The organism is Pseudomonas sp. FSL R10-1339 (assembly GCF_009600545.1).
GTDB lineage: Bacteria > Pseudomonadota > Gammaproteobacteria > Pseudomonadales > Pseudomonadaceae > Aquipseudomonas > Aquipseudomonas bubulae.
The window spans coordinates 1-24,187 of record NZ_WIVQ01000044.1 but is presented as its reverse complement, the minus strand read 5'-3'; the positions used below and the strand labels follow the sequence as shown (position 1 = coordinate 24,187).

Below are 24,187 nucleotides of genomic sequence, written 5' to 3'. Positions count from 1 at the left end.
GCTGTCTGTCCCAGGCTGTCAGCCCGATACCGCGCCCAACCCTTGCAGATTTTTTTACACCTTTGAACGCTTATTCGAACAACGCATCCAACGCCTGTTCCAGACGGGTAACGCCAATGACTTTCAGCCCCGGCGGCGACTCCTTGGGCGCATTGCCCTTGGGCACGATGGCGCGCTTGAAACCGTGCTTGGCCGCTTCCTTGAGCCGCTCCTGGCCGCTTGGCACAGGGCGCACCTCACCCGACAGGCCGACTTCACCGAACACCAGCAGATCATGGGGCAACGGACGATTACGCAGGCTGGACATCACGGCGGCCATCAGCGCCAGGTCCGATGCGGTTTCCAGCACCTTGACCCCGCCCACCACGTTCAGGAAAACATCCTGATCGTGAGTAGGAATACCGCCGTGTCGATGCAATACGGCCAATAACATGGCCAGACGATTCTGGTCCAGGCCCAGGGTCACCCGCCGCGGGTTGGACATATGGCTGTCGTCCACCAGCGCCTGCACCTCCACCAGCATCGGGCGAGTCCCTTCCCAGGTGGCCATCACCACACTGCCAGGGACTTCTTCCTGGGCGCGGGTAAGGAAAATTGCGGAAGGGTTGGAAACTTCCTTCAGGCCTTTGTCGGTCATACCGAATACGCCCAGCTCGTTGACCGCGCCAAAACGGTTTTTCACTGCCCGCAGCAAGCGCAGCCGCCCGTCGGATTCACCCTCGAAATACAGTACGGTATCCACCATATGCTCCAGCACCCGCGGCCCGGCCAATGCGCCTTCTTTGGTCACATGGCCCACCAGGAAAATCGCCGTGCCGCTGGACTTGGCATAACGCACCAGCAAGGCCGCACTTTCACGCACTTGCGACACGCCGCCCGGTGCTGATTGCAGTTGCTCGGTAAAGATGGTCTGAATCGAGTCGATGACCATGACCTTGGGCTTTTCCAGCTTGGCAGTGGCGATGATGCTTTCAATGCAGGTTTCGGTCATCACCTTGAGCTGATCCTGCGGCAGCCCCAGGCGCCGGGCGCGCATGGCCACTTGCTGCTGGGACTCCTCGCCGGTGACGTACAACGCAGGCATGCGTGTAGCCATCTGACACAAGGTTTGCAGCAGGATGGTGGATTTGCCGATCCCCGGATCGCCACCAATCAACACCACCGAGCCATCCACCAGACCGCCGCCAAGCACCCGATCCAGCTCGCCAGAAGCGGTGGAGAAGCGCGGCAGTTCCTCGATGCTGACTTCGGCCAGGGTCTTGAGCTGGGCCTGTTGTCCGGTCCAGCCGGTACGGCCGCTGGGCGGCGCCGCAGCCCCGCTTTCAACGATGGTTTCCACCAGGGTGTTCCAGACGCCGCACTCGCCGCACTGCCCGGCCCACTTGGGGAAAGTTGCGCCGCACTCGGTGCAGCCGTAAATGCGCTTGGGCTTGGCCATCTGAACTCCACGGAAAAACCGCGATGATAGCCCACTAGGCTTTGGTCAGCGCGCTACGGGCATGCGGATTTCGCCATTGGCCAGCCGAGCGGCACTGTTGCCCGATGCATCTACGGCATTCAGGTCAGCCCCTTTGCGGGATAAATCCTTGAGCAACTCGACCCGCTGAAACAGGCCTGCATACATGGCCGCCGTCTGCCCTGCACCATTGCGCTGATCAGGGTTGCAGTCGGCTGCCATCAGGCGGTGGGCAATATTGAGTTCACCCTTGAAAATCGCCCCCATCAGGGCCGTGTTACCGCGTTTGTCCTGCACGCAGGCATTGGCGCCTGCCTTGAGCAAATGCTCCACCGCCTTGGGCTGGCCGTTATAGGCAGCCAGAATCAGCGCGGTATAGCCTTTGCTGTCTTGAATATCGAGGGTGTAGCCGGACTCGATAAAGGTATCGAGCATTGATACATCGCCACGACGGGCGGCATCAAAAAAGTAATCCTGAAGCTGGCCCCGGGTGTAGGCCCCATCGGCCAGGCTCAGGCCGCTGAAAAACAGCAAGGCCAGGGAAATAAACGTTCGCATGCTTCTCTCCTGAATCAAAAGCCCTCACCCCGACCCTCCAAAAGGGAGAGGATCGGGGTGAGGGCTGCGGGTTAATCCGCCAGCTTGGCAGCCAGCGCCTTGACCCGACTCAGATCGCCCTTGGCCACTTTGGCTACGCCAGTGCCGTACTCAGGGTCGGCCTTGTAAAGGAACGACAGGATGATGTGCTTGCTTTCATCGTCTGTAGTTACCAGCGAACCACCGAAGCTTTCAATCAAATCCTGACGCTCTTTCTGGCTGAATGAACGGTAAAGATCACCGGCCTGCTTGAAGTTCTGCTCACGCTGAATCTTCGCTTGCTGGGTAGTACCCGCCAATGGCATTTCGCTGTAGCGCGCAGCTTGCGGCTCTTCACGCGGCATCAAGCGGCTTGGCTGGTAGTTCACCCCCGACGTGGTGTGGCCAAGGTTCATCGCGCCGTCCTGGTTGCCATTGTTTACCGCGACCCGGGGGGCGTTGATCGGCAATTGCATGGCATTGGCACCCAGGCGGTACATCTGCGTATCGGCATAGGAGAACACCCGGCCCTGCAACAGACGGTCTTCGGAAGGCTCGATACCTGGCACCAGGTTGGCCGGGGCCATGGCGACCTGCTCGGTTTCCTGGAAGACATTGGCCGGGTTGCGGTTCAGGACCATTTGCCCGACTTTTCGCTCAGCCACGTTAGGCCAGATCTTGGTGGCATCCAGCGGGTCGAAATCAAAGGTTTTCAAGTCTTCAGGCTTGAGGACCTGCACATACAAGTCCCACTTGGGGAAGTCACCCTTATTGATATGCGTAACCAGATCGTTGGTCATGTGGCTGTAGTCCTGGCCCTGAACCTGCGTCACTTGTTTTGGATCAAGGTTTTTCAACCCCTGCAGGCTCTTCCAGTGGAACTTCACATAGCGCACGTCCCCCTTGGCATTGACCAGTTTGTAGGCGTGTACACCGTTACCATCCATTTCCCGGTAACTGGCGGGGGTACCCGCGTTGGAGTACAGCTCGGTCAGGGTGCGTGTGGCTTCCGGTACGTGAGAGAAGAAGTCGAAACGGCGCGAGTCGTCATCCAGGTTGGTACGCGGGTCAGGCTTGAAGGCGTGAACCATGTCCGGGAACTTGATCGCATCACGGATAAAGAAGGTGGGGAAGTTGTTACCCACCAGGTCCCAGTTGCCGTCCGCGGTGTAGAACTTGGTGGCAAAACCCCGTGGGTCACGCAGGGTTTCTGGTGAGTGGGCGCTGTGTACCACGGCCGAGAAACGCACAAACACCGGGGTGGTTTCGCCTTTGGCAAATACTTTGGCCTTGGTCAGGTCGCTCAAGTCATTGGTCACTGTAAACGTGCCGTGTGCGCCTGTGCCACGAGCGTGAACAACTCGCTCCGGGATACGCTCGCGATCAAAACGCTGCAGCTTTTGCAGCAGCTGCACGTCTTGCAGCAGAACCGGACCATTGGCCCCTGCCGTCTGGGAGTTCTGGTTGTCACCGACAGCGGCACCGTTGTCACGGGTCAGTGTGGCGGCCTGGGCTGTAACCGACAGCAGGCTGGCGCTTAATACACACAGCAGGCGGCGCTGTGAAAGCGCGCCGAAGCCTAGGGGGGTGGTCATGCGTAAGTCCTCTGGTTATTGGTTGCGCAATGGAGCGCTGACCAAAGGCTAGAGGCATGCAACGCAAACTCTAAATAGAAAGGTCTCAAGCCGGCCATTGAGAAAAAGGTCTGGTATTGCGCCATTCAATCGCGTAGTGAAAGCCAATAGAAAACTTCTCACGGCCAAACGGGTCGATTGCTTACCCGCAAACAGCTGTACGGGCAAGATCCGCCATGCTGATTTACACTGCACCCACCAACCTCATCTGTAACAAGGAATAACCTATGGGCGTGATAAGTGAGTTCAAGGCCTTCGCGGTCAAAGGGAACGTGGTCGATATGGCCGTCGGTATCATTATCGGCGCGGCATTCGGCAAAATCGTTTCGTCCTTTGTGGGGGACGTGGTCATGCCACCACTGGGGTTGCTGATTGGCGGAGTCGACTTCAGTGACCTGGCCATTACGCTGAAAGCCGCCGTTGGCGATGCGCCAGCAGTGGTTGTGGCCTACGGCAAATTCATCCAGAGCGTGATCGACTTTATCATCGTCGCGTTCGCTATCTTTATGGGTGTAAAGGCAATCAACCGCCTGAAACGCGAAGAGGCGGTCGCTCCGAGCGTACCACCGCTGCCCTCTAAAGAAGAGGAACTACTGGGCGAAATTCGCGACTTGCTCAAAGTTCAAAATAACCGGCCATAAGTGCTCAATAAAAACAACGGCGCCCTCAGGGGCGCCTTTGTTTTTTCATGTCACACACAATACAAAACAACTACCAATAGTTCTCAACAGCAACTTGACCTGGCCGGCGGCTCAGACTCAACTGCATGTCCCGTGCCTTGAGCAACTTGCGCGTGTCATCGATCATTTGCGGATTACCGCACAACATGGCCCGTGAGTGCTCACTGCTCAATTCAATACCTGCGGCGTGTTCAAGTTCGCCATTTTCGATCAATGCAGTAATGCGCCCGTTCAATGCACCGGGTACCTGCTCCCGGGTAACCACCGGTATGTAGATAAATTTGTGCGCATAGTCGGCCAGGTATTCACGGCTGCATAACCCGGCGATCAGTTCCTGATAGGCCATTTCGCAGGCATGGCGGGCACTGTAAACCAGCACGATGCGCTCGAACTTTTCCCACACCTCAAAATCCTGCAGGATCGAGAGGAAAGGCGCGATGCCAGTGCCGGTTGCCAACAGCCACAGGTCACGACCGTCGACAAAGCGGTCAAGAGTCAGGAAGCCGTAGGCCTGACGCTCCACCAACAAGGTGTCACCCACTTCCAGGCGACTGAGCTCACTGGTAAATTCCCCGCCTGGCACCACGATCGAAAAGAACTCCAGAAACTCGTCATGGGGGGAAGAGACCATTGAATAGGCGCGCCACACCGTGCTGCCATCGGCCTTGGTCACCCCCAGCCTGGCGAATTGCCCTGCGCGAAAGCGAAAACCCGGATCACGTGTGGTACGCAACGTGAACAGGCTGGGCGTCAGCGGTGTGACGTCGAGAAGCGTCTGTTGGGTGAATTTTTCTGCAGTGGCAGTCATGGGGCACTCCAATGGCGAATGCCCTAGTGTCGCGCAAAGAGGGCCTGAGAAAAACCGATGGTTTGTGATGGCTTTACGGCATCCAGCCGCATCGCAAACACCGCCCGGACTGCAGCCGGAAAGATAGCTTTGCATTGAGCTTTTGGATCCGGTGCCGTTAACCCCACGCAACTGCTATATAGAAACACCCGAAAACGTATAATTAGATACTGTTATTACATGAGCACCCACATCTACAACTAACAAAGTTTTCACATACCAACCCCTACTTTCGAATAATTAGCATTATTCGAAACAGCACCTAAAATCTTCTTAACGGGCTATCTCACAACACCGCTTACTTACTGCCGGGCCGCAGGAGCGCCTTATGACCGCACATCATTCAATCAGTAAAAACCATTACCTTTCTTGCATAAGCGAGGCTGAACTCTGTTCAAACACACTCAAACGAATAGAAGAATACGGCTTTGACTATTTCTTCTTTCGAATGATTCCTCGCCTTGGAAACATCACAACGAATAGCAAAGTAATTACAAACTATCCAAATGACTATATCGATAGATATGAAAAAGGTCACCTCTCGCAAAAAAACCCTCTGCTGACCCACTGCCAGTTATCGATCCTGCCCATTATCTGGAGTTCTGATGTCTTTCGTGAGACGCCTGACCAGTGGAGAGCCACGCAAAACTGCGGGCTGACCTATGGCTGGTCGCAATCGGTACACGACCCCAATGGCGCTGTGAGCATGTTGAGCCTCGCCAGAAAAAGCACGCCAGTCACCGAGGACGAGTTTTCAGATAAGGCTGCCAATGTGTTGTGGCTCTGCAACCAACTGCACAGTGCCATGCTCGAGCGCTGCCACCTTCATCACCGGCTGGAGATTCATATCATCCGCCTGTCTTGTCGCGAGCTGGAGATATTGAAATGGACTGCCGAAGGTAAAATCGCTTCCGACATCGGCATGATTCTGGGCCTGAGCACCCGTACCGTGAACTTTCACATCAGCAGCGCCATGAAAAAACTGGGGGCCAACAACAAAACCTCCGCGGTGGTCATGGCGGCCAAGTCAGGCCTGTTGTAGGCCTGCCCTGCGCAGCAGCAATAAACCCATCAGGTAATCTTCGGTAAAAAAAAGTAAAATCACCGCCACCTGTAAAACCCACGGACGCTTCTGCTTGCCAGACGCCCTCAGGGGCAGGTCATGCAACAGTTGATTCCTCAGAGTTTGTATAAATGCCCGTGCTAGAAAGCCCTTTCGCCCAACTTCGCCTGATCCGCCAACCCGAGCAGCAGAACGAGCCCTTGCAGGCCTTTGATGCGGCGGATGAGTATTTGCTTAATCACTTGGCCGAACAGGCGCTGCCCGCAAACAGCCGGGTGCTGGTGCTCAATGACAGCTTTGGGGCCCTGGCGATCAGCCTGGTGGGCACAATGCAGGTCACCAGCAGCAGTGACTCCTTCCTGGCCATGCAAGCGCTGGAAAAAAACCTGGTGCGCAACGGCCATGCTTACGATGCGGTCTCGATCATTCCGGCCAGTGAACCACTGGCAGGGCCATTCGACTGCGTGCTGGTACGCGTGCCGAAGACCCTGGCTTTGCTTGAAGAACAACTGATCCGCCTGCAAGGTCAGCTGGCACCGGGTGCCCAAGTGATCGCGGGCGCGATGGTCAAGCACCTGCCACGGGCTGCTGGCGATTTGCTGGAGCATTATATCGGCCCGATGCATGCCTCGCTGGCGGTCAAGAAGGCCCGGCTGCTGATCGCCACAGCACAGGGCCTGGGACCATTTACCTCGCCCTACCCTACCCGCTATCGACTGGACAAGCCGGCCATCGAGCTGCTCAACCATGCCAACGTGTTCTGCCGCGAAGACCTGGATATCGGTACCCGGGCGTTCCTGCCCCACCTGCCGAAAAACCTGGGCTCGGCCCGGGTTGCCGACCTGGGCTGCGGCAACGGCGTGCTCGCCATTGCCAGCGCACTGACCAACCCGCAGGCGCAGTACACGCTGGTCGACGAGTCGTTTATGGCCGTGCAGTCCGCCCGGGAAAACTGGCAAGCGGCCCTGGGTGATCGCGAAGTGACAGTGCGGGCCGATGACGGGCTGGCGAGCCAGGCACCGGACTCACTGGACGTGGTGCTGTGCAACCCGCCGTTTCACCAGCAACAGGTGGTGGGGGATTTTCTGGCCTGGCGCATGTTCCAGCAGGCGCGTGAAGCGCTGGTGGTGGGCGGGGCGCTGTATATCGTCGGCAATCGCCACCTGGGCTATCACAGCAAGCTGGCCAAGCTGTTTCGTGGTGTCGAGCAAGTGGCCGCCACGCCCAAGTTCGTGATCCTCAAGGCGCGCAAGTAAACCTGATCCTTGCAAGCCCCTTGTGGGAGCGGGCCTGCCCGCGAAAGCTCCGACTCGATTGAACCGACAAGCGCGCAGCGCCTGTATCGCGAGCAGGCTCGCTCCCACAGAAGACAGTACAAAAAAAACCCGCCGAAGCGGGTCATAAAACCGTAGCCGCAAGGCAACGGGATGGGAAGTCAGTGGCTTTTCATGCCTGCCGCCGTCATGAACATGCGGATCAGCCAGGCAAATACTGCCAGGGTGGCCACACTGCCGGTCCAGATCACCAGCAGCCAGCCTATGCGTTGCCATAAAGGCTTCTTTTCGCATTCTTGCACGTCGTGTAGATAATCCTTGCCAGCCATGTGGGGCCTCCTCTTGGGGAAAAGGCTGTGGCCCTCAGGCCACAGCGGCACTTGCTACTAGTGATAACCGTCTTCGTGGGTCACCTTGCCGCGGAACACGTAGTAGCTCCAGAAGGTGTAGCCCAGAATGAACGGGATGATAAACAGGGTGCCCACCAGCATGAAGCCCTGGCTTTGCGGCGGTGCCGCCGCGTCCCAGATCGAGATCGAAGGCGGAATGATATTCGGCCACAGGCTGATGCCCAGGCCGCTGTAACCCAGGAATATCAGCACCAGGGTCAGCAGGAACGGCGTGTAGTGGGCCTTGCGCGCGATTGCTTTGAGCAGACCGTACATGGTCACCAGCACCAGGATCGGCACCGGCAGGAACCAGAACAGGTTAGGCAGGGTAAACCAGCGGGCCGCGATGTCTGTGTGGGCCAGCGGCGTCCACAGGCTGACAATGCCCATCAGCACCAGTACGGCCAGTGCCAGCGGGCGACCCAGTTTGTGCATGCGCTCTTGCAGTTCGCCTTCGGTCTTCATGATCAGCCAGGTGCAACCCAGCAGGGCGTACGCCACGATCAGGGCAATACCGCAGAACACCGTGAACGGTGACAGCCAGTCCAGCCCGCCACCGGCGTACTGGCGATTGACGACCGGCAGGCCATCAATAAAGGCCCCCAGCGCCACGCCCTGGAAGAACGTCGCCACCAGCGAACCGCCAATAAAGGACTTGTCCCAGATATGGCGTTTTTCCGGGCGCGCCTTGAAGCGGAACTCAAAGGCCACGCCGCGGAAGATCAGGCCCATCAGCATCAGGATCAGCGGCAGGTACAACGCCGACAACACTACCGAATAGGCCAGCGGGAAGGCGCCAAACAGCGCTGCACCGCCCAGTACCAGCCAGGTTTCGTTACCGTCCCAGACAGGGGCGACCGTGTTCATCATCACATCGCGGTCTTTCTCACCCTTGATAAAGGGGAAGAGGATGCCGATCCCGAGGTCGAAACCGTCCATGACCACATACATCATGATCCCGAAGATGATGATGATTGCCCAGATAAGTGGCAGATCAATACCCATGACTCAATTCCCCTTCGTCAGGCTGTCGCTGTGGCCTTCATCTGTACCCTCATGGGCTGCAGACAGAGGACGGGCAGGCGTGCGTTGCTGGCCTGGGCCACCGTGGGTTTCGTCATCGCCTTCGTGGGTGATCGGACCCTTGCGTACCAGACGCATCATGTAGCCCAGACCTACACCGAACAGCGAGAAATACACCACGACAAACATGACCAGCGTGATGCTCATTTGCGTGACGCTGTGGTTGGACGAAGCATCAGCCGTGCGCATCAGCCCGTAGACCACCCACGGTTGACGACCAATCTCGGTAGTAAACCAGCCCGCGAGGATCGCGATCAGGCCCGATGGCCCCATCCACAGCACCAGGCGCAAGAACCAGCGGTTCTCGTAGAGGGTGCCGCGTTTACGCAGCCACACGCTCCACAGGCCGATAAAGATCATCAACATGCCCAGCGCAACCATGATGCGGAAGGTGAAGAACACGATGGTCGAGTTCGGACGATCCGCTGCCGGATAGTCCTTCATGGCCGGGATCTGCTTGTCCAGACTATGGGTCAGGATCAGGCTGCCCAGGTATGGCACCTCGATCTTGTAGTCCGTGGTCTCGGTTTTCATGTTGGGAATGCCGAACAGAATCAGCGGCGTCGGTTCACCCGGCTTGTTTTCCCAGTGACCTTCGATCGCGGCGATTTTCACCGGCTGATACTCAAGGGTATTCAGGCCGTGGGCGTCACCAATAAAGGCCTGCACCGGCGCAACCACCAGGGCCATCCACATCGCCATCGAGAACATGCGACGAATGGCCGGTGTATTGCGACCGCGCAACAGGTGCCAGGCAGCCGAGGCACCGACGAAAAATGCCGTGGCAACAAAGGCGGCCGTGGCCATGTGCGCCAGACGGTAAGGGAACGACGGGTTGAAAATCACCGCCAGCCAGTCCACCGGAATGACTCGGCCATCGATGATTTCAAAACCTTGCGGGGTCTGCATCCAGCTGTTGGAGGCCAGGATCCAAAAGGTCGAGATCAGTGTGCCGATGGCCACCATGACGGTCGAGAAAAAGTGCATCCCGCGACCGACGCGGTTCCAGCCAAACAGCATTACCCCCAGAAAACCTGCTTCAAGGAAGAATGCGGTGAGTACTTCATAGGTCAGTAGCGGCCCGGTAACAGCACCGGCGAAGTCCGAGAACCTCGACCAGTTGGTACCGAACTGATAGGCCATGACCAGGCCCGACACCACTCCCATCCCAAAGTTGACGGCGAATATCTTCGACCAAAAGTGGTACAGGTCGCGGTAGGTGTCGTCACGGGTTTTCAGCCACATGCCTTCGAGCACCATGAGATAACTGGCGAGACCGATGGTAATGGCGGGAAAAAGAATGTGGAACGACACGGTAAACGCGAACTGAATTCGGGCGAGATCGAGAGCCTCCAAACCGAACATAAGTCTTCCTCTATCAGGTATCAGGTCGTTGAGGACCCGAGCGTCGCGCCCGAATCCAACTTCCCCGCAAGCCATGGCCGCTGCGAATCGCTGCTCGCTTTTTAACCACAACAAAAAGGGATCTGGCCGACTGGCCACTCAGACAAAACCGGAGAGGTTTTGATCTGGATCAAGCATGGAGGAAAGAGTAGTCCATTCCTGACACACGGCTAATGTGGTTTGTTGTCGCGTGACACGATGCCTCAGCCCTTGATATAGACCGTTGCAAGAAGTGCAGGGAATCGCAGAAATCCCTTATCAGGCTCCCGGAGATCATGATGTTTTGAGTCATTATTTGTTACAAAACAGTGATAATCTCGGCCTCCCCCAACCCTTCAGCACGATCCTCCCACATGACCAGCCAGCCCCTTCTGCTACGCCATCACCGACCCTTTGTGGCCTTCTGGTTTGCCCGCATCTTCACCGCCAGTGCATTTCAGATGCTGACAGTGGCCATCGGCTGGAACCTTTATCAGCTCACCGGCAACGTGATGGACCTGGGTTGGGTGGGCTTGATCGAGTTCGCTCCACGCCTGCTGTTCATGCTGCACACCGGGCATGTGGCCGACCGCTATGACCGCCGCAGGGTGGCCGCCGTGTGCCAGTCACTGCAGGCGATGATTGCCCTGACACTGGCCATTAGCAGTGCCAGCGACCATATCACCCGGGAAATGATCTTTATCCTCGCGTTTTTGCTCGGCGCGGCCCGCTCCTTCGAAATGCCTGCCACCCAGGCGCTGCTACCTTCCATCGTGCCAGTTGAACTGTTTCCCCGGGCCGTGGCGGCGGCACAAGCGGCACAGCAATCGGCCACCATCGTCGCACCGGCGTTTGGCGGCCTGTTGTATGCCTTTGGCAGCGTGTGGGTGTATGGCCCGAGCGTGGCGCTGTACCTGATTGCGGCACTGCTGATGAGCAACCTGCCAGCCCGTCAGTTGCCGTTGAACAAGGCCAAGGCCACGCTGGACTCATTGCTGGCGGGCATTCGTTTTATTCGCAGTCGCCCGGACGTGCTGGGCGCTATCTCCCTGGACCTGTTTGCCGTGCTGCTGGGCGGGGCCACGGCGCTGCTGCCGGTGTTTGCCAAGGATATTCTGCTGACCGGCCCCTGGGGTCTGGGCATGTTGCGTTCGGCACCGGCGATCGGCGCCTTGCTGATGTCATTGTGGTTGGCCAGATTCCCGGTGGAGCGCAAGGTGGGGCGCGTGATGTTCACCGCTGTGGGGGTCTTCGGCGTTGCCACCATCGCCTTCGGCCTGTCGACCTCGTTCTGGTTTTCATTGGCGGTACTGGTGGTACTCGGCGCGGCGGACATGATCAGCATGGTGATTCGCGCTTCGTTTGTGCAACTGGAGACTCCGGACGAGATGCGTGGCCGGGTGAGCGCGGTTAACGGTCTGTTTATCGGCGCGTCCAACCAGTTGGGGGAGTTTGAATCCGGGGCCACGGCTCACTGGCTGGGCACAGTGCCTGCTGTCGTGCTGGGCGGCGTCGGTACGCTGATTGTTACCGGGCTGTGGATAAAACTGTTCCCGGGGCTGGCCAATCGGGACCGGATGGTGGAAGAGCGCAATACCCTCTAGATATTCTGTTCCCGATCAAGCCCTTCCGTGGGAGCGAGCCTGCTCGCGAAAAGCGTTCGCGAGCAGGCTCGCTCCCACGGCGGAGTTTTCTGTAGCCGCTGCTACCTTATATATAGCTTCACACCCAGCCGATTGTGCGGCGGTACCAGCGAACTGTTACTGAACTCGAACCAGCCACCGTTCTTGTTACCCAGATCAAAGGTGTACAAGTGCCCCACGGTGGTGCCTGAACCGTTACAGGCCACCAGCCCCTCGCCCTGATTGCATACCGGCGCCCGTACACCATCCACTTCCTGGCCGTCCAGAGTCACATTGGGCTGGCCGCCGTAACCGCGCTCCAGCACATAGACCTTGATATGGGGGCCGTTATGGTCGCAGCGGGTCTGCTCGCGACCATCGGACACATCCTCCACCGCACAGGAAACAGACGCTACCTTGAGGATCTCGACAGTGCTCAAAGGCATGGCAGGCGCAGCGCTGACAGCGGCACTTATAAAGAGGCCAAAACAGGCTGAAACAGGTTTGATGAAGTGCTTCATGGGTCCCTCCGAAAACTGGCACGCAGTATGCCTGCCACATCAAGGTTATAAAACATGGCCTCGCAAGGTAACCAAAGCAGCCATATCCACGAGCTGCTGGTATGATGCGCGGCTTTTTCCGACAGACAGAAAATCTTCAGGCGGTCCGCGTCTGTGCTTTGCTGTTGAAAACGATTTAATCACGGCGCATTTGGCGCCACGGGGACTGGCATGCTGGAAAGGCTGTTTCAACTCAAAGCACACAACACCAATGTGCGTACCGAGATACTTGCGGGTATCACCACCTTCCTGGCGATGGCCTATATCCTGTTCGTAAACCCGAGCATCCTCGGTGAAACGGGCATGGACAAGGGCGCCGTGTTTGTTGCCACCTGTCTGGCGGCCGCCATCGGTTCAGCCACCATGGGCATTATCGCCAACTACCCGATTGCACTGGCACCGGGCATGGGCCTGAACGCCTTTTTCACCTACACCGTGGTGCTGCACCTTGGCCATACCTGGCAGGTCGCGCTGGGCGCAGTGTTTATCTCGGCAGTGCTGTTCTTCCTGCTGTCGATCTTTCGCATCCGCGAATGGATCATCAACAGCATCCCGCTACCGCTGCGCTCGGCCATTGCCGCCGGTATCGGCCTGTTCCTGGCGCTGATCGCCCTGGGCAACGCCGGTATCGTGGTTGCCAACAAGGCTACCCTGGTAGGTATGGGCGATCTGGCTCAGCCAAAAGTGATCCTCGCCTCCCTGGGCTTTGCCCTGATCGTGGCCCTTGAAGCGATGAAAGTGCGCGGGGCGGTGCTGATTGGCATCCTGGCCGTGACCATTGCCTCGATTGCCATGGGCGTGACCGATTTCGGTGGTGTCGTGTCGATGCCGCCCTCCCTGGCTCCGACCTTCCTGCAGCTGGATATCAAAGGCGCGCTGGATATCGGCCTGATCAGCGTGATCTTTGCCTTCCTGTTTGTTGACCTGTTCGACAACTCCGGCACCCTGATCGGCGTTGCCAAGCGCGCCGGGCTGATGGGCAAGGACGGCCACATGCCGAAAATGGGCCGCGCCCTGATCGCCGACAGCACCGCGGCCATGGCCGGTTCGCTGCTGGGCACTTCGACCACCACCAGCTACATCGAGTCGGCAGCGGGCGTGAGCGCCGGTGGCCGTACCGGCCTGACCGCCATTGTGGTTGGCATCATGTTCCTGCTGGCGCTGTTCTTCTCGCCATTGGCGGCCAGCGTTCCAGCTTTCGCCACCGCGCCTGCGCTGATGTTCGTGGCCGTACTGATGATGAGCGGCCTGGCAGAAATCGAATGGGACGACGTAACTGTCGCCGCCCCGGTGGTAATCACCGCCCTGGCCATGCCGTTCACCTACTCCATCGCCAACGGCATCGCCTTCGGCTTTATTTCCTGGACCGTGATCAAGCTGCTGTCGGGCCGCGCCCGCGAGTTGAATGCACCGCTGATCATTTTGTCGGTTCTGTTTGTGGTCAAGCTGGGTTGGTTTAACGCATGAGTGCCTTGCCGTTTGATTCTGCTACCTACGCCGTTGAGCTTGAAGCCAAGGCCAACCGTCTGCGTGAGCTGCTGGCGCCCTTCGATGCGCCTGAGCCGCAGGTGTTCGACTCGCCGCTCAAGCACTTTCGCCTGCGGGCCGAGTTCCGTCTGTGGCGCGAGGGTGGTGAGCGTCACTACGCCATGTTTGCCCAGGACGACAAGCGCACACCGATCCTGATCGAAGACTTCCCGATCGCCAGCCTGCGCATCAACCAACTGATGCCCCAGCTCAAGGCTGCCTGGCAAGCCAGTTCGGCCCTGAGCCACAAGTTGTTCCAGGTGGAGTTCCAGACCACCCTGGCAGGCGATGCAATGGTCACCTTGTGCTATCACCGCCCGCTGGACGAGCACTGGCAAACCGCCGCCGAGCAGTTGGCCAAAGACCTGGATATCAGCGTGATCGGTCGCTCCAAGGGCAAACGTGTTGTGATTGGCCGCGATCATGTAGTCGAGAAGCTGGAAGTGGCAGGCCGCACCTTCACGTATCAACAGCCTGAAGGCGCGTTCACCCAGCCAAACGGTACGGTCAACCAGAAGATGCTCAATTGGGCATACGACGCACTGGGCGAGCGTTCGGATGATCTGCTGGAGCTGTATTGCGGCAACGGCAACTTCACCCTGCCGCTGGCTACCCGTGTGCGTAAGGTACTTGCCACCGAAATCAGCAAGACGTCGGTATACGCCGCGCTGAACAACCTGCGCGACAACGCTGTGGATAACGTCACGCTGGTACGCTTGTCGGCCGAAGAGCTGACCGAAGCCCTGAACGAAGTACGTCCGTTCCGTCGCTTGCAGGGCATCGACCTGAAAAGCTACGAGTTCGGCAGCGTCTTCGTCGACCCGCCTCGCGCGGGCATGGACCCGGACACCTGTGAGCTGACCCGCCGTTTCGACAACATCCTGTATATCTCGTGCAACCCGGCGACATTGGCCGAGAATATCGCCCAACTGCACGATACTCACCGTATCGAGCGCTGCGCGGTATTTGACCAGTTTCCGTGGACGCACCATATGGAATCGGGTGTGTTGCTGGTTCGTCGGTAAACACAGGTTCTGATACACCGTGTCGACCGAATCGCGAGCAAGCCCGCTCCCACAGGATCAGCGCAATACCTGTGGGGGCGGGCTTGCCCGCGATGGTAAGGCCGCAATATGGCCATGTTTAATGGGCCCGAAAATACCCCGCCACCTGCCGCAAATCCCCCTCGTTTAATACCCCCGCGTAATACCTGAGCTGTACCCGTGCCAATAAATACGCATAGCGTGCCTCGGCCAGATCCCGCTTGGCACTGAACAACTGCTGCTCGGCATCCAGCACATCCAGATTGACCCGCTCGCCGCCACTCACGCTTTTCTGCGTCGCCTGCACCAGGGCACCGGCGGACTCCACCGCCATTTCATAGGCCCGCACCTTGGCCGCGGCACTGCTATTGAGGTTGTACTGCTTGCGCAGGTCCACCAGCGTGCTGGCTGTTTGCGCGTCCAGTTCATACTGGGCCTGGGACAATTGCCGCGCGGCCTGGCGGGTCGATGCCGACACCGATCCCCCCGCAAACAACGGCACGGTGAGCTGAATGCCGACACTGTTGGTGTCGTATTTCTGGTTATAGGTACTTTCGGAGTCAGAACTGGTCTGACGGCTGCTGGCATACAAGCTGAGTTTGGGTAAGTGCCCGGCCCGCTTGCGCTCCACCTCGTACTCAGCCGAGGTCAGCGCATGCTGCTGCGAGGCCAGTTCCGGGTTATTGGCCAGGGCCAGCTCGCGCCAGCTTTCAAAGCGCTGCGGCTCCAGCGGCGCAATCGCAAAGTGCGCCGCCAGCGGGGCCAGTTGCCCGATCTGCAACGGCTCGCCAAGCATCGCCTCCAGCTCCCGCAGGGCTGCGTCCTGATTGTCTTGCGCCTCGATTTCTTCGGCCACCGCCATGCTCAGGCGTGCCTGGGTTTCCAGCACATCTGTGCGGGTGCCCTCGCCGCCCTTGAGCAATCGCTGGTTAAGCTGCAAACGCTCGGCAAAAGCACGCTTTTGCGCACGGCTCAGTTCAATGCGCTCCTGTGCCAGCAAGGCCTGGCTATAGGCATTAAGCAGCCGCACCGCCAGGTACTGGCTTTTGCTGCGAAAGCGTTCATCAGAAAACAACGCCTGCGCCGCGCCCTGGCGGAATCGTGCGTAGGCTTCGTAGTCCAGCAGCGGTTGCTGCAAGGTCAAGGTTGCCGCATAACTGCGGTAGTCGCGATCGGTCCGGGTGCTGGCCTGGGTGACTTCAGACTCGTTGCGTGAGTTGTTGTAGTTCCACGACAGGGTCGGCAGCAAGGCGGAGCGGCCAAGGGCGCGGTTCTCCTCACCGGCGGCACGCTCTTCGATGGCGGCCTGGAAGGTCGGGTCATTGCGCACGGCCAGATCGTAGGCGTCCAGCAACCCCAATGCCTGCACCGGCCCCGTGCACACCATCAATAATCCACATACAAACTGGCGCACGGTCATTCTTCCACCAATGCCATGTGAGTACGGTCGAGCAGCGGTTTGAACAGGTAATTGAGCATCGAGCGCTCGCCCGTGCGCACAAATGCCTCAACCGGCATGCCCGGGCGAATCTGCAACCCTGCCAACTGGGCCATGCCTGCTTCAGTGACCTGGGCACGCAGTGTGTAATACGGCTCGTCCGTGCGTTCATCGACCTGGCGATCCGCCGACACCAGCATCACTTCCCCCGCCACCCGCGGCGTGGTGCTCTGGCTAAAGGCCGAAAACATCAGTTCCACCGGCAACCCGGCGTGCACCTTGTCGGCCAGCTCGACCGGCACCCGGGCCTCGACCAGCAGGGGCTCGCCCTGGGGCACGATTTCCATCAGCGCCTGACCGGGCTTGATCACCCCACCTTCGGTAAACACATCCAGGCCCACCACAATCCCGGCCACCGGCGCACGCAGCTGGCTGTTGGCCAGTTCAAACTCGGCCGACGCCAGCCGATTGCGCAGGTCCTCTGTTCGTATCCGGGTATCGGCCAGTTGCGTACGCACTTCCTTTTGATATTCCTCGGTCAATTGCCGGATTTTCAGACGCATCTCCAGCACTTGTCGCTGCAATTGGCCGATGCGACCGTAGTCTTCACTGATCGAACCCAGCACCTGGGCGTACACCCGCTCGCTGTCCAACAGGCGATTGCGCGGGATATAGCCTTCACGGGCCAGCTCACGCAAACCCAGCAACTGCTCGGTCAGGGCCGTGCGTTGCAGTACCTTGCTGGCCTGGGAGTCACGTACCCCACGCAACTGCGCCTCGGCACCCGCGATGCTCTCGTCGATACCCTGCTGATCCAGCAGCAACGCCTGACGCCGGCTATCGAACAATTGCCGTTGCAAAGCCAGATTGGACGCCACCTCCGGCTCGCTCGCCAATGCCGTCAACTCGGTGGGAAAGCTCACACTGGCCACACCGTCGCGCTCGGCATTAAGCCGCGCTTCACTGGCCAGCGAGCCATAAAACTGGCTGCGCAAGGATTGGGCCTGACCCAGCAGCGGGGTTTCCTTCAAGCGAATCAGTACCTGGCCTGCGACCACCTTGTCGCCGTCGCGCACATCGATGCGCTCAACAATCCCGCCGCTGGGGTGTTGCACCACTTTGCGATGGCCCGAAACCATCACCTTGCCCGACACCGCAACGCCCTTATCCAGCGGTGCCAATGCGGCCCAGCCGAGAAATCCGAGAAAGCCGCCGAGCATCAACAACCAGCCCAGGCGCGCATATCGGGTGTCATCCAGTTGCAGCACATTGCTGTCGCCAACGGCCTTGGCATTTAACTGCGTCATGCCTTGTTCGCCTCTGCCGTGCCGAGCCGGTAGCTCACGTTCATCGCCGGCTTGGGCGCCGCAGGTTTAGCTGCAGCGGGCGCGCCGAGCACCTTGGCCGTGGGGCCAAAGGCTTGTAGCTGGCCTTCGCGCAGGATCAACAGTTGGTCGGTGAGGGTCAGCACATTGGGTTTGTGGGTGATCAAAATCAGGGTTCGCTTGTGCTGTTTGAGCTGGGTAATGGCCTGCAACAAGGCCTGCTCCCCGGCTTCATCGAGGTTGGAGTTGGGTTCGTCGAGCACGATCACCGCAGGCAGACCGTACAGCGCGCGGGCCAGGCCGATGCGCTGCTTCTGCCCGCCGGACAAACCAGCGCCACCCTCGCCCAGGCGCGTTTCATAACCGTCGGGCAATTGCAGAATCAGCTGATGCACACCCGCCAGTTGCGCGGCGGCCAGTACCTTATCGGCATCCACCTCGGCAAAGCGTGCGATGTTTTGCGCGATGGTGCCGGCAAACAGCTGAATGTCCTGGGGCAAATAACCCAAGTGCGGGCCAAGCTGGTGTTTGTCCCACTGCGACAGCTCGGCACCGTCCAGCCGCACCTTGCCCGCCAGCGGCTGCCATACGCCGATCAGCAGCCGGGCCAGGGTTGACTTGCCGCAACCAGAAGGCCCGATCACCCCTAGCACCTGCCCGGCCGGCAGGGTAAAACTCAGGTTGGCCAGGGTGGCGCGACGGGTGCCGGGCGCACTGGCGCTCAATTGCTCCACCGCCAGCTCGCCCCGTGGCGCGGGCAAAGCCATGCGTTGCGCCCGAGCCGGTTAGCTGTGCAGCAAGGCTTCGAGACGCTGATAGGCCAGCCGCGCCGAACTCCACTGTTTCCACACGCCGATCAACTGATCGATGGGGCTCAACACCCGGCCCATCAGAATGGAGCCGGCAATCATCATCCCGGCCGTGATCTGCCCCTGCACCGCCAGCAAGGCACCGAGGCCAAGCACCAGGGATTGCAGGGCCAGACGCACGCCCTTGGACCAGGCACTGACGGTGGCGGTTTTTTCGCTGGCCAGATTCTGCTGCGCCAAAAAGGCCGTGTGCTGCGCCAGCCAACGCCCGCGCAAGGTGTCGAGCATGCCCATGGCTTCAATGGCCTCGGCATTGCGCAGATGCGCGCTGGCCTGCTGGGTGGCCTGCACCGACAACTCGCTGGCGGCCTTGAGCGGCGCTTGGGAAACGCGCTGATTGACCCATGCCAGAATCATCAACAGTACCGCGCCGCCCAGGGCCAACAGCCCCAGCCAGGGGCTGAACATAAAGATCACAAACAGATACACCGGAAACCACGGCGCGTCGAAAAACGCGAACAGCGCATTGCCCGTCGCGAACTGGCGCAGGCTGGTGAGGTCATTCAACGCCTGCGCTGCTGCCGGGCTGCCGGTGCGCAATTGCGCCTCAAAAGCGGCGTCGTAGACGCGCTGATTCAAGCGCATGTCCATCTGCGTGCCGAGACGGATCACCACCTGGCTACGCACCCACTCCAACGCCCCCATCAGGCCAAACAGGCCGAGGATCATCAGCGTCAGCATCAACAGGGTCATTTGATTGCCCGATGCCAACACCCGGTCATATACCTGCAGCATGTACAGGGCCGGGGCCAGCATCAGTAAATTGATCACGGCCGAGAACAGGCCGATATTGAAAAAAGCACGTTTGTAGGCCGTCAAGGCAGCCAGCATCTCGTTGGCTTTGGGCCGGGTCATGGAAAGATTCCGAGGATATGGGCCGAAAACCCTGCGGGAGCTGGTTTGCCTGCGATGCAAGCGGCGCGGTCTGACTGCCAGACCATGCCGATGCCATCGCGGGCAAGCCCGGCTCCCACAGGATTGGAGTTCACTGAGGTGGGCGGGAGTTACGCCGCCAGTGCCCAGTCCTGAGCCACATCCAGCACACCAATCAGGCTGATATCAGCCGCCAGCGGTGCATCGGCGTGAGCCAGGCCAGCTGCCGCCAGTTGGTCGAAGGTCGAATCGGTGCTTAGGCCGAACCCGCTCAGCAGGTTGTTGAGCACCCCTTCCAGACCCGATACGTCGCCTTTCATCAGGCCGTAGATCACGTCCTGAACAGCGTTGCCAGCACGGCCAGCATCGCTGGCGGCAGACAGGTCGAGGCCGTTGAAGGAGGCGGTGTAGTCGCCCAGCGTGAAATCGCTGCCCTGACCGCCGCCCAGATAGTTACCCAACTGCACGTTATCCAGATTGCCCCACAAAAAGTGGTTCATGTTGTCGCCCGCGGACAGCTTAGGGTTGAACACATAATTCAAGCCATTATCCGTATCGCTCTCTGCCACGAAGGCGTAGGACGAACCGTTAGCGCCCTGAGTTGCATATTGCTCGCCCGTCATTGCACGGCCACCTGTGTTGAAACCACCGGTATGGGCTGCACCATGATCCGCGGTGCGGAAGCCGGTCGACCACTCACTCAATACGTCTTTAACAGAAATATCGCCATACACTGAGTTGTAAGTTACCGAGATAGTCATATTTACTTTCTTCCATTGATAGATTTAGTGACAACCTGCACACGTCTGCGTGCTTTTGCTCAACACGAGCAAAATCTTTAACAACGACAGAATCGCTGTTTTTTAAAATTTGTATTCGAGCATTCCGCTCAATGTACGACCCCGAGCCAAACTCAAGTTATTGGCATCGCCCATGGCAACGAAATATGCCTCATCAGTGGCGTTCTCCAGCACTAACGTGAGGTTCACATCATTAGTGGGCCAGTAACTGGCATACAGGTCATACACACTGTATTTGGGCCAGGTCGCTTGTTCGATATTGTAATAATTATGAGCGTTCATATCGGCACCGTTACCGCGGCTATAGCGCAAACGAATTCCCGTGTCCAGGCGTCGCTCCAGAAAGCGCGCACCAACGGTTAAAGATCCCCGGTCTGCGGGCATATGCGCCGCGCTGCCCATGATCCCGCCGCACGCGACGTAGCTGTTGCTTTTATCATCATCCAGGTACTCATACTCGCTCACTTTTCTAAAGCCCATTGTCCCATCCGGCTTTACATAACGTTCCAAATAACTCTTCAGGATTTTTCCGGTTTTTTTGGCGCCCCCAAGATAGTGATCATTTGCACAAAAATCATTAGCGCCAATCATATGGGTGTAGCTTAAATTGGTATACGCATGCCCCATATCATAGTTGAGCTGATACTCAAGCCCCCTAAAACGGGTGTCATTCAAATTATTAACATATGCCAGATCACCAAAATTATTTGATGCTTCAGGCAGCGCGATACCGTACTGCATAAACGTAAAGTTTTTGATGCGATTATCAAAGTAAGATACTTTCACGCCCAGCCGGTCATTATTAAAAAACAACGATTCTTTAAAAATATTGAAGCCCACTTCCCAGTCTCTGGACTCCTCGGCTTTAAGGAATGGGTTGGGGAACACCCGTTCAGGGGCATTACCGCCATGGGGCCGCCCAGTCATCAATACTTCAGTCACTGCTGGTGGTCGCCAGCCTTTGCCCCAGCGTGCATATAACTGCAGCCAGTCCACACCCGGCTTGATGGCAAGACCGAAGGTCGGTGAAAACTGGCCACTCTCTTCGTCCAGGTCATAGGTATCCTCGACACGCTTAGCAGGGTTTTGGTCGACTATTGGCACACCATTTTCATGGCGAATTATTTCTCTACGATAGATCGTCATCCCCGTCTTGCCTTCAAGGCGATAGCGGTCATAGCGCAAGCCACCATTGAGGGTCAACCAGTCGTTGTAGCTGTACTCCAGATTGCTGAACAGGCTGGCCATGGTGCGCTTGCCAGAAGGATCGGCACCATCAACATAAGGTTTTACCGCTTCACTCAAGGCCGCAACTTTATTGCTCTTTGGCTTGAAGTTGTCCTGGTACATCTCCAGGCCATAATTCCAGGTCAAAAGACCGTAGGAATCGAAGTTGAAGCGTGATGTATTCTCGCCTTGCAGCCCCCAGGTATCGGTACGGAAATAGTCCTTGTACGGGTCGTAGTTGTTCCTTACTTCGCTCGTCTGGTGCCCGGCGTTGGAACGCACCAGTTCAGTGGTGACGTAATACAGCTTGGCCTTGAAATCGATCAGTTCATTGTCGGGATTAAAACTGTAGTCCAGCCCGAAGTTGGCGGTGCCCAGATTGTTCTTGCTGTGGCGGACGTAGTCATAGTCCGTCTCGTTGTTGATCGCGTAGGTCCATGAATCATTGCTGTCGCTGTCGGTATTCAGATAGCTCAGTTGCACACGCTGATCATTGGGCAAGTTGAGGCCGAACTTGACCATCTGCGATCGCGTCACGCTGCCTGCATCCCCCACCTCATTGTTCAGCCAGTTGTTCCAGGCTTCGCGGCGAGTTTTTTTGACGCGGATTTCATCCCCCAGGTTGTCAGCGTTTTGCCGGCCACTACGGTAGTTGCCGAAGTGTCGTTCACTGTAGGCAAACAAGGCATCGCCAATGTCGTTTCCAATGGCGAACACTCCACCACCGTTGAAATAAGTACCGTTACCCAATTCACCGATACCGCTACCTGCCCGGATACGTCCGCCGAACTCTTTGCCATCTTTCAAAAAATCACTGGCTTCGATGGTTTTAAAGGTGGCGATCCCCCCGAGTACTGCAGCACCGCCCATGCCCGACTGAGTGCCTTTATCAATTTCAATACTTGAGATCATCTGCGGATCGATCAGCATCACGCCGTTGCGATGCTGGTGACCATTGACGCTGAAGTCCTGGCGCATGCCATCAACGTTCATGTTGACCCGGCCATAGTCCTGAAGACCTCGGATATTGACCGACAAGCCTGGGTCGCGTTGGTCTACTGCGGTGTAGACACCGGGGGTTTCTTCGAGCATGTCGGCTGTGTGGCGGGGGGCGCGCTTGTTGATTTGCTCGCTGGTAATCACGGACACCCCTTCAGGCGTCTGATAAACCCAATCCGCCGTATTACCCTCACTGGCCGTCACCGAGGTGGTGCCCAGGGCCAGGGCGCCGTTGTGTTCGCCGCTGACGCGGGTCAAGGTGATCTGGCGCTCGCCGGTAAAGCGATATTCCACCGGGTTGTTGCCCAGCAAGCGCGCCAGGCCTTCCTGCACGCCAAGGTCGCCATTCAGCGCCACGGAGCTCAGGCCGCGCAGCATCTGGCTGTCAAACAGCACTTGCAGGCCCGCCTGTTCGGCGAAGATCAGCACGGCCTTGTCCAGCGGCTGGGCCGGAATATGGAAGGCGATAAATTCTTGCTGAACGGCGCTGCTGACTTTTTCTGCGGCCTGCACCGGCATTTGCGCCGCCAACAGGGCGACAATCCCGACATGAACTGCAAAGGCTAACCGACTTGCGGATTGCACCCCTTTGCGCTGACTACCCATCATTTTTATTTTCCCCAGGCTTACGAGCTGCTTTGCGAATGAATCTCAATAGCAAGACGTAAGATGGGGGAAAAGTCAGTAAAGGTTTTTGCGATTAATTTTCAAAAAGCGCTGCAGAGCTTTGTGGTGGCTCAATACACCAGGCTCACGCCCGCCAGTTCGACGCGCTGCACCTGCAACTCCTGGGTAAGGGTGTGCAGGGCGCTGTCGAGCATTTCGAGGCGGAATACGCCGCTGACCTGTCGACTGGCCAGGGCCGGGTTGGCCAAGATGATCTGGCCGGGGCGATAGCGGTTGAGCTGCTCGATCACATGGCCCAATGGTTGGCGGTCAAATACCAGCACACCACGGCGCCAGCTGGTGGCTGCGCTCAAGTCGAAACCGGGCAGTTTTTCTACACCCTGCGCTGCGCTGTAGCGGGCGCTCTGGCCCTCCTCAAGGGTTTGCTGCGCTGCGCCTTGGGCCGGCGGCGTTTGCAGGCTCACGGCAACGCTGTGTTGCAGCACGCCGACCCAGGCCTGATCGCGGCTTTCGCGGCCCACCACAAATTGCGTGCCCAGCGCTCGGGTGCGCCCGCCCGCACTTTGCACCACAAAAGGCCGGGTTTCGGCTTCGCCCATGGGCGCCACGTCAAACACCGCCGAACCCGCCAGCAGGCTGATACGCCGCTCGCCAGTGTCGTAGTCGATGCTGATGGCACTGGAGGCATCCAGCTGTACCGAGCTGCCGTCGTCGAGCTGAACCGTACGAATTTCTCCCGCACCTGTGCGGTAGTCGGCCTGCATCTGTATCAGTACCGTCGGGCCGCTGACCCAGCCAACTGCGACTACCAACGACAGCACTGCCGCACGCCCGATCCAGCGCAACGGGCGTCGACGGCGGGTCACTGGCGCGGGTCGGGCTTCTGCTGGTC

General features: G+C 58.4%; 19 protein-coding genes and 1 pseudogene. 6 read left to right on the top strand and 14 right to left on the bottom strand.

The annotated features are described in order from the left end of the window. Nucleotides 1–70 precede the first annotated feature (70 nt). From radA to katB, 3 genes are all read right to left on the bottom strand, one after another. The gene (radA, locus tag GHO03_RS14265) at nt 71–1,438 is read right to left on the bottom strand and encodes a DNA repair protein RadA (RefSeq protein WP_083369766.1); all 1,368 of its coding nucleotides are present in this window, start codon (nt 1,436–1,438) and stop codon (nt 71–73) included. 45 nt (nt 1,439–1,483) lie between these two features. Beyond that, nucleotides 1,484–2,014, bottom strand: a complete 531-nt coding sequence (locus GHO03_RS14260) for an ankyrin repeat domain-containing protein (RefSeq protein WP_153400102.1) — start codon at nt 2,012–2,014, stop codon at nt 1,484–1,486. A 71-nt stretch (nt 2,015–2,085) separates the two neighbouring features. Further along, entirely contained in the window at nt 2,086–3,627 is a 1,542-nt protein-coding gene (katB, locus tag GHO03_RS14255; RefSeq protein WP_153400101.1) for a catalase KatB, read from the bottom strand. A 266-nt stretch (nt 3,628–3,893) separates the two neighbouring features. On the opposite strand from katB, the gene mscL reads away from it, so the two are divergent. After that, entirely contained in the window at nt 3,894–4,307 is a 414-nt protein-coding gene (gene mscL / locus GHO03_RS14250; protein ID WP_094999366.1) for a large-conductance mechanosensitive channel protein MscL, read from the top strand. A gap of 70 nt (nt 4,308–4,377) precedes the next feature. Here the strand turns inward: mscL and GHO03_RS14245 are convergent, their stop codons facing one another. Continuing rightward, a complete protein-coding gene (locus tag GHO03_RS14245) occupies nt 4,378–5,154 on the bottom strand; it encodes a ferredoxin--NADP reductase (protein WP_094999367.1) in 777 nt (258 codons plus the stop codon). Between the two features lie 367 nt (nt 5,155–5,521). On the opposite strand from GHO03_RS14245, the gene GHO03_RS14240 reads away from it, so the two are divergent. Together GHO03_RS14240 and GHO03_RS14235 are read left to right on the top strand one after the other, a co-directional pair. After that, on the top strand, nt 5,522–6,235 hold the full coding sequence (locus tag GHO03_RS14240) for a LuxR family transcriptional regulator (protein ID WP_153400098.1): 714 nt from the start codon (nt 5,522–5,524) through the stop codon (nt 6,233–6,235). Nucleotides 6,236–6,387: 152 nt separating this feature from the next. Then, nucleotides 6,388–7,512, top strand: a complete 1,125-nt coding sequence (locus GHO03_RS14235; RefSeq protein WP_153400096.1) for a class I SAM-dependent methyltransferase — start codon at nt 6,388–6,390, stop codon at nt 7,510–7,512. A 179-nt stretch (nt 7,513–7,691) separates the two neighbouring features. Here the strand turns inward: GHO03_RS14235 and GHO03_RS14230 are convergent, their stop codons facing one another. From GHO03_RS14230 to GHO03_RS14220, 3 genes are read right to left on the bottom strand one after another with little or no spacing between them, the layout of a single operon-like run. Then, on the bottom strand, nt 7,692–7,859 hold the full coding sequence (locus GHO03_RS14230) for a DUF2474 domain-containing protein (RefSeq protein WP_016779358.1): 168 nt from the start codon (nt 7,857–7,859) through the stop codon (nt 7,692–7,694). A gap of 57 nt (nt 7,860–7,916) precedes the next feature. Beyond that, nucleotides 7,917–8,924, bottom strand: coding sequence for a cytochrome d ubiquinol oxidase subunit II (gene cydB, locus GHO03_RS14225; RefSeq protein ID WP_095018389.1), 1,008 nt, complete (start codon nt 8,922–8,924; stop codon nt 7,917–7,919). A gap of 3 nt (nt 8,925–8,927) precedes the next feature. Continuing rightward, a complete protein-coding gene (locus GHO03_RS14220; protein ID WP_094999371.1) occupies nt 8,928–10,367 on the bottom strand; it encodes a cytochrome ubiquinol oxidase subunit I in 1,440 nt (479 codons plus the stop codon). Nucleotides 10,368–10,759: 392 nt separating this feature from the next. Between GHO03_RS14220 and GHO03_RS14215 the strand changes: the two genes are divergently transcribed. Further along, nucleotides 10,760–11,989 carry an MFS transporter gene (locus GHO03_RS14215; RefSeq protein ID WP_095018390.1) on the top strand — a complete coding sequence of 410 codons (1,230 nt, stop codon included), beginning with the start codon at nt 10,760–10,762 and terminating at the stop codon, nt 11,987–11,989. Nucleotides 11,990–12,090: 101 nt separating this feature from the next. Here GHO03_RS14215 and GHO03_RS14210 read toward each other — a convergent pair whose 3' ends face one another. Continuing rightward, complete coding sequence (locus GHO03_RS14210) at nt 12,091–12,528, bottom strand: DUF4879 domain-containing protein (RefSeq protein WP_094999373.1); 438 nt, start codon at nt 12,526–12,528, stop codon at nt 12,091–12,093. A 210-nt stretch (nt 12,529–12,738) separates the two neighbouring features. On the opposite strand from GHO03_RS14210, the gene GHO03_RS14205 reads away from it, so the two are divergent. Together GHO03_RS14205 and trmA are read left to right on the top strand one after the other, a co-directional pair. Next, nucleotides 12,739–14,034 (top strand): NCS2 family permease, encoded by a 1,296-nt coding sequence (locus tag GHO03_RS14205; RefSeq protein ID WP_094999374.1) that lies wholly within the window; start codon nt 12,739–12,741, stop codon nt 14,032–14,034. Continuing rightward, a complete protein-coding gene (gene trmA / locus GHO03_RS14200; protein ID WP_094999375.1) occupies nt 14,031–15,119 on the top strand; it encodes a tRNA (uridine(54)-C5)-methyltransferase TrmA in 1,089 nt (362 codons plus the stop codon). The genes GHO03_RS14205 and trmA overlap by 4 nt, the downstream gene beginning before the upstream one ends. Before the next feature lie 118 nt (nt 15,120–15,237). Here trmA and GHO03_RS14195 read toward each other — a convergent pair whose 3' ends face one another. The 6 genes and pseudogenes from GHO03_RS14195 to GHO03_RS14170 all read right to left on the bottom strand — a co-directional run. Further along, a complete protein-coding gene (locus GHO03_RS14195) occupies nt 15,238–16,524 on the bottom strand; it encodes a TolC family outer membrane protein (protein ID WP_095018392.1) in 1,287 nt (428 codons plus the stop codon). Nucleotides 16,525–16,553: 29 nt separating this feature from the next. Continuing rightward, the gene (locus GHO03_RS14190) at nt 16,554–17,882 is read right to left on the bottom strand and encodes an HlyD family type I secretion periplasmic adaptor subunit (RefSeq protein ID WP_153400094.1); all 1,329 of its coding nucleotides are present in this window, start codon (nt 17,880–17,882) and stop codon (nt 16,554–16,556) included. Then, a pseudogene (locus GHO03_RS14185) lies at nt 17,879–19,624 on the bottom strand (type I secretion system permease/ATPase). The gene GHO03_RS14190 and the pseudogene GHO03_RS14185 overlap by 4 nt, the downstream one beginning before the upstream one ends. Nucleotides 19,625–19,773: 149 nt before the next feature. Next, nucleotides 19,774–20,403: a heme acquisition protein HasA gene (locus GHO03_RS14180; protein WP_095031766.1), complete on the bottom strand. Its 630-nt coding sequence runs from the start codon at nt 20,401–20,403 to the stop codon at nt 19,774–19,776. A 102-nt stretch (nt 20,404–20,505) separates the two neighbouring features. Then, nucleotides 20,506–23,097: a TonB-dependent hemoglobin/transferrin/lactoferrin family receptor gene (locus tag GHO03_RS14175; RefSeq protein ID WP_372241745.1), complete on the bottom strand. Its 2,592-nt coding sequence runs from the start codon at nt 23,095–23,097 to the stop codon at nt 20,506–20,508. 308 nt (nt 23,098–23,405) lie between these two features. Then, nucleotides 23,406–24,187 (bottom strand): FecR family protein (locus GHO03_RS14170; protein ID WP_256668587.1); only part of this gene is annotated, 782 nt, incomplete at its 5' end.

Excerpts from the sequence above, each read along its gene's own strand:
- GHO03_RS14240 (WP_153400098.1), top strand. The coding sequence starts at position 5,522 with ATGACCGCACATCATTCAATCAGTAAAAACCATTACCTTTCTTGCATA.
- GHO03_RS14220 (WP_094999371.1), bottom strand. The coding sequence starts at position 10,367 with ATGTTCGGTTTGGAGGCTCTCGATCTCGCCCGAATTCAGTTCGCGTTT.
- GHO03_RS14180 (WP_095031766.1), bottom strand. The coding sequence starts at position 20,403 with ATGACTATCTCGGTAACTTACAACTCAGTGTATGGCGATATTTCTGTT.
- GHO03_RS14260 (WP_153400102.1), bottom strand. The coding sequence starts at position 2,014 with ATGCGAACGTTTATTTCCCTGGCCTTGCTGTTTTTCAGCGGCCTGAGC.
- mscL (WP_094999366.1), top strand. The coding sequence starts at position 3,894 with ATGGGCGTGATAAGTGAGTTCAAGGCCTTCGCGGTCAAAGGGAACGTG.
- GHO03_RS14215 (WP_095018390.1), top strand. The coding sequence starts at position 10,760 with ATGACCAGCCAGCCCCTTCTGCTACGCCATCACCGACCCTTTGTGGCC.
- GHO03_RS14205 (WP_094999374.1), top strand. The coding sequence starts at position 12,739 with ATGCTGGAAAGGCTGTTTCAACTCAAAGCACACAACACCAATGTGCGT.
- GHO03_RS14210 (WP_094999373.1), bottom strand. The coding sequence starts at position 12,528 with ATGAAGCACTTCATCAAACCTGTTTCAGCCTGTTTTGGCCTCTTTATA.
- cydB (WP_095018389.1), bottom strand. The coding sequence starts at position 8,924 with ATGGGTATTGATCTGCCACTTATCTGGGCAATCATCATCATCTTCGGG.
- GHO03_RS14245 (WP_094999367.1), bottom strand. The coding sequence starts at position 5,154 with ATGACTGCCACTGCAGAAAAATTCACCCAACAGACGCTTCTCGACGTC.
- radA (WP_083369766.1), bottom strand. The coding sequence starts at position 1,438 with ATGGCCAAGCCCAAGCGCATTTACGGCTGCACCGAGTGCGGCGCAACT.
- GHO03_RS14230 (WP_016779358.1), bottom strand. The coding sequence starts at position 7,859 with ATGGCTGGCAAGGATTATCTACACGACGTGCAAGAATGCGAAAAGAAG.
- GHO03_RS14235 (WP_153400096.1), top strand. The coding sequence starts at position 6,388 with ATGCCCGTGCTAGAAAGCCCTTTCGCCCAACTTCGCCTGATCCGCCAA.
- trmA (WP_094999375.1), top strand. The coding sequence starts at position 14,031 with ATGAGTGCCTTGCCGTTTGATTCTGCTACCTACGCCGTTGAGCTTGAA.
- GHO03_RS14195 (WP_095018392.1), bottom strand. The coding sequence starts at position 16,524 with ATGGTGTGCACGGGGCCGGTGCAGGCATTGGGGTTGCTGGACGCCTAC.
- GHO03_RS14190 (WP_153400094.1), bottom strand. The coding sequence starts at position 17,882 with ATGACGCAGTTAAATGCCAAGGCCGTTGGCGACAGCAATGTGCTGCAA.
- katB (WP_153400101.1), bottom strand. The coding sequence starts at position 3,627 with ATGACCACCCCCCTAGGCTTCGGCGCGCTTTCACAGCGCCGCCTGCTG.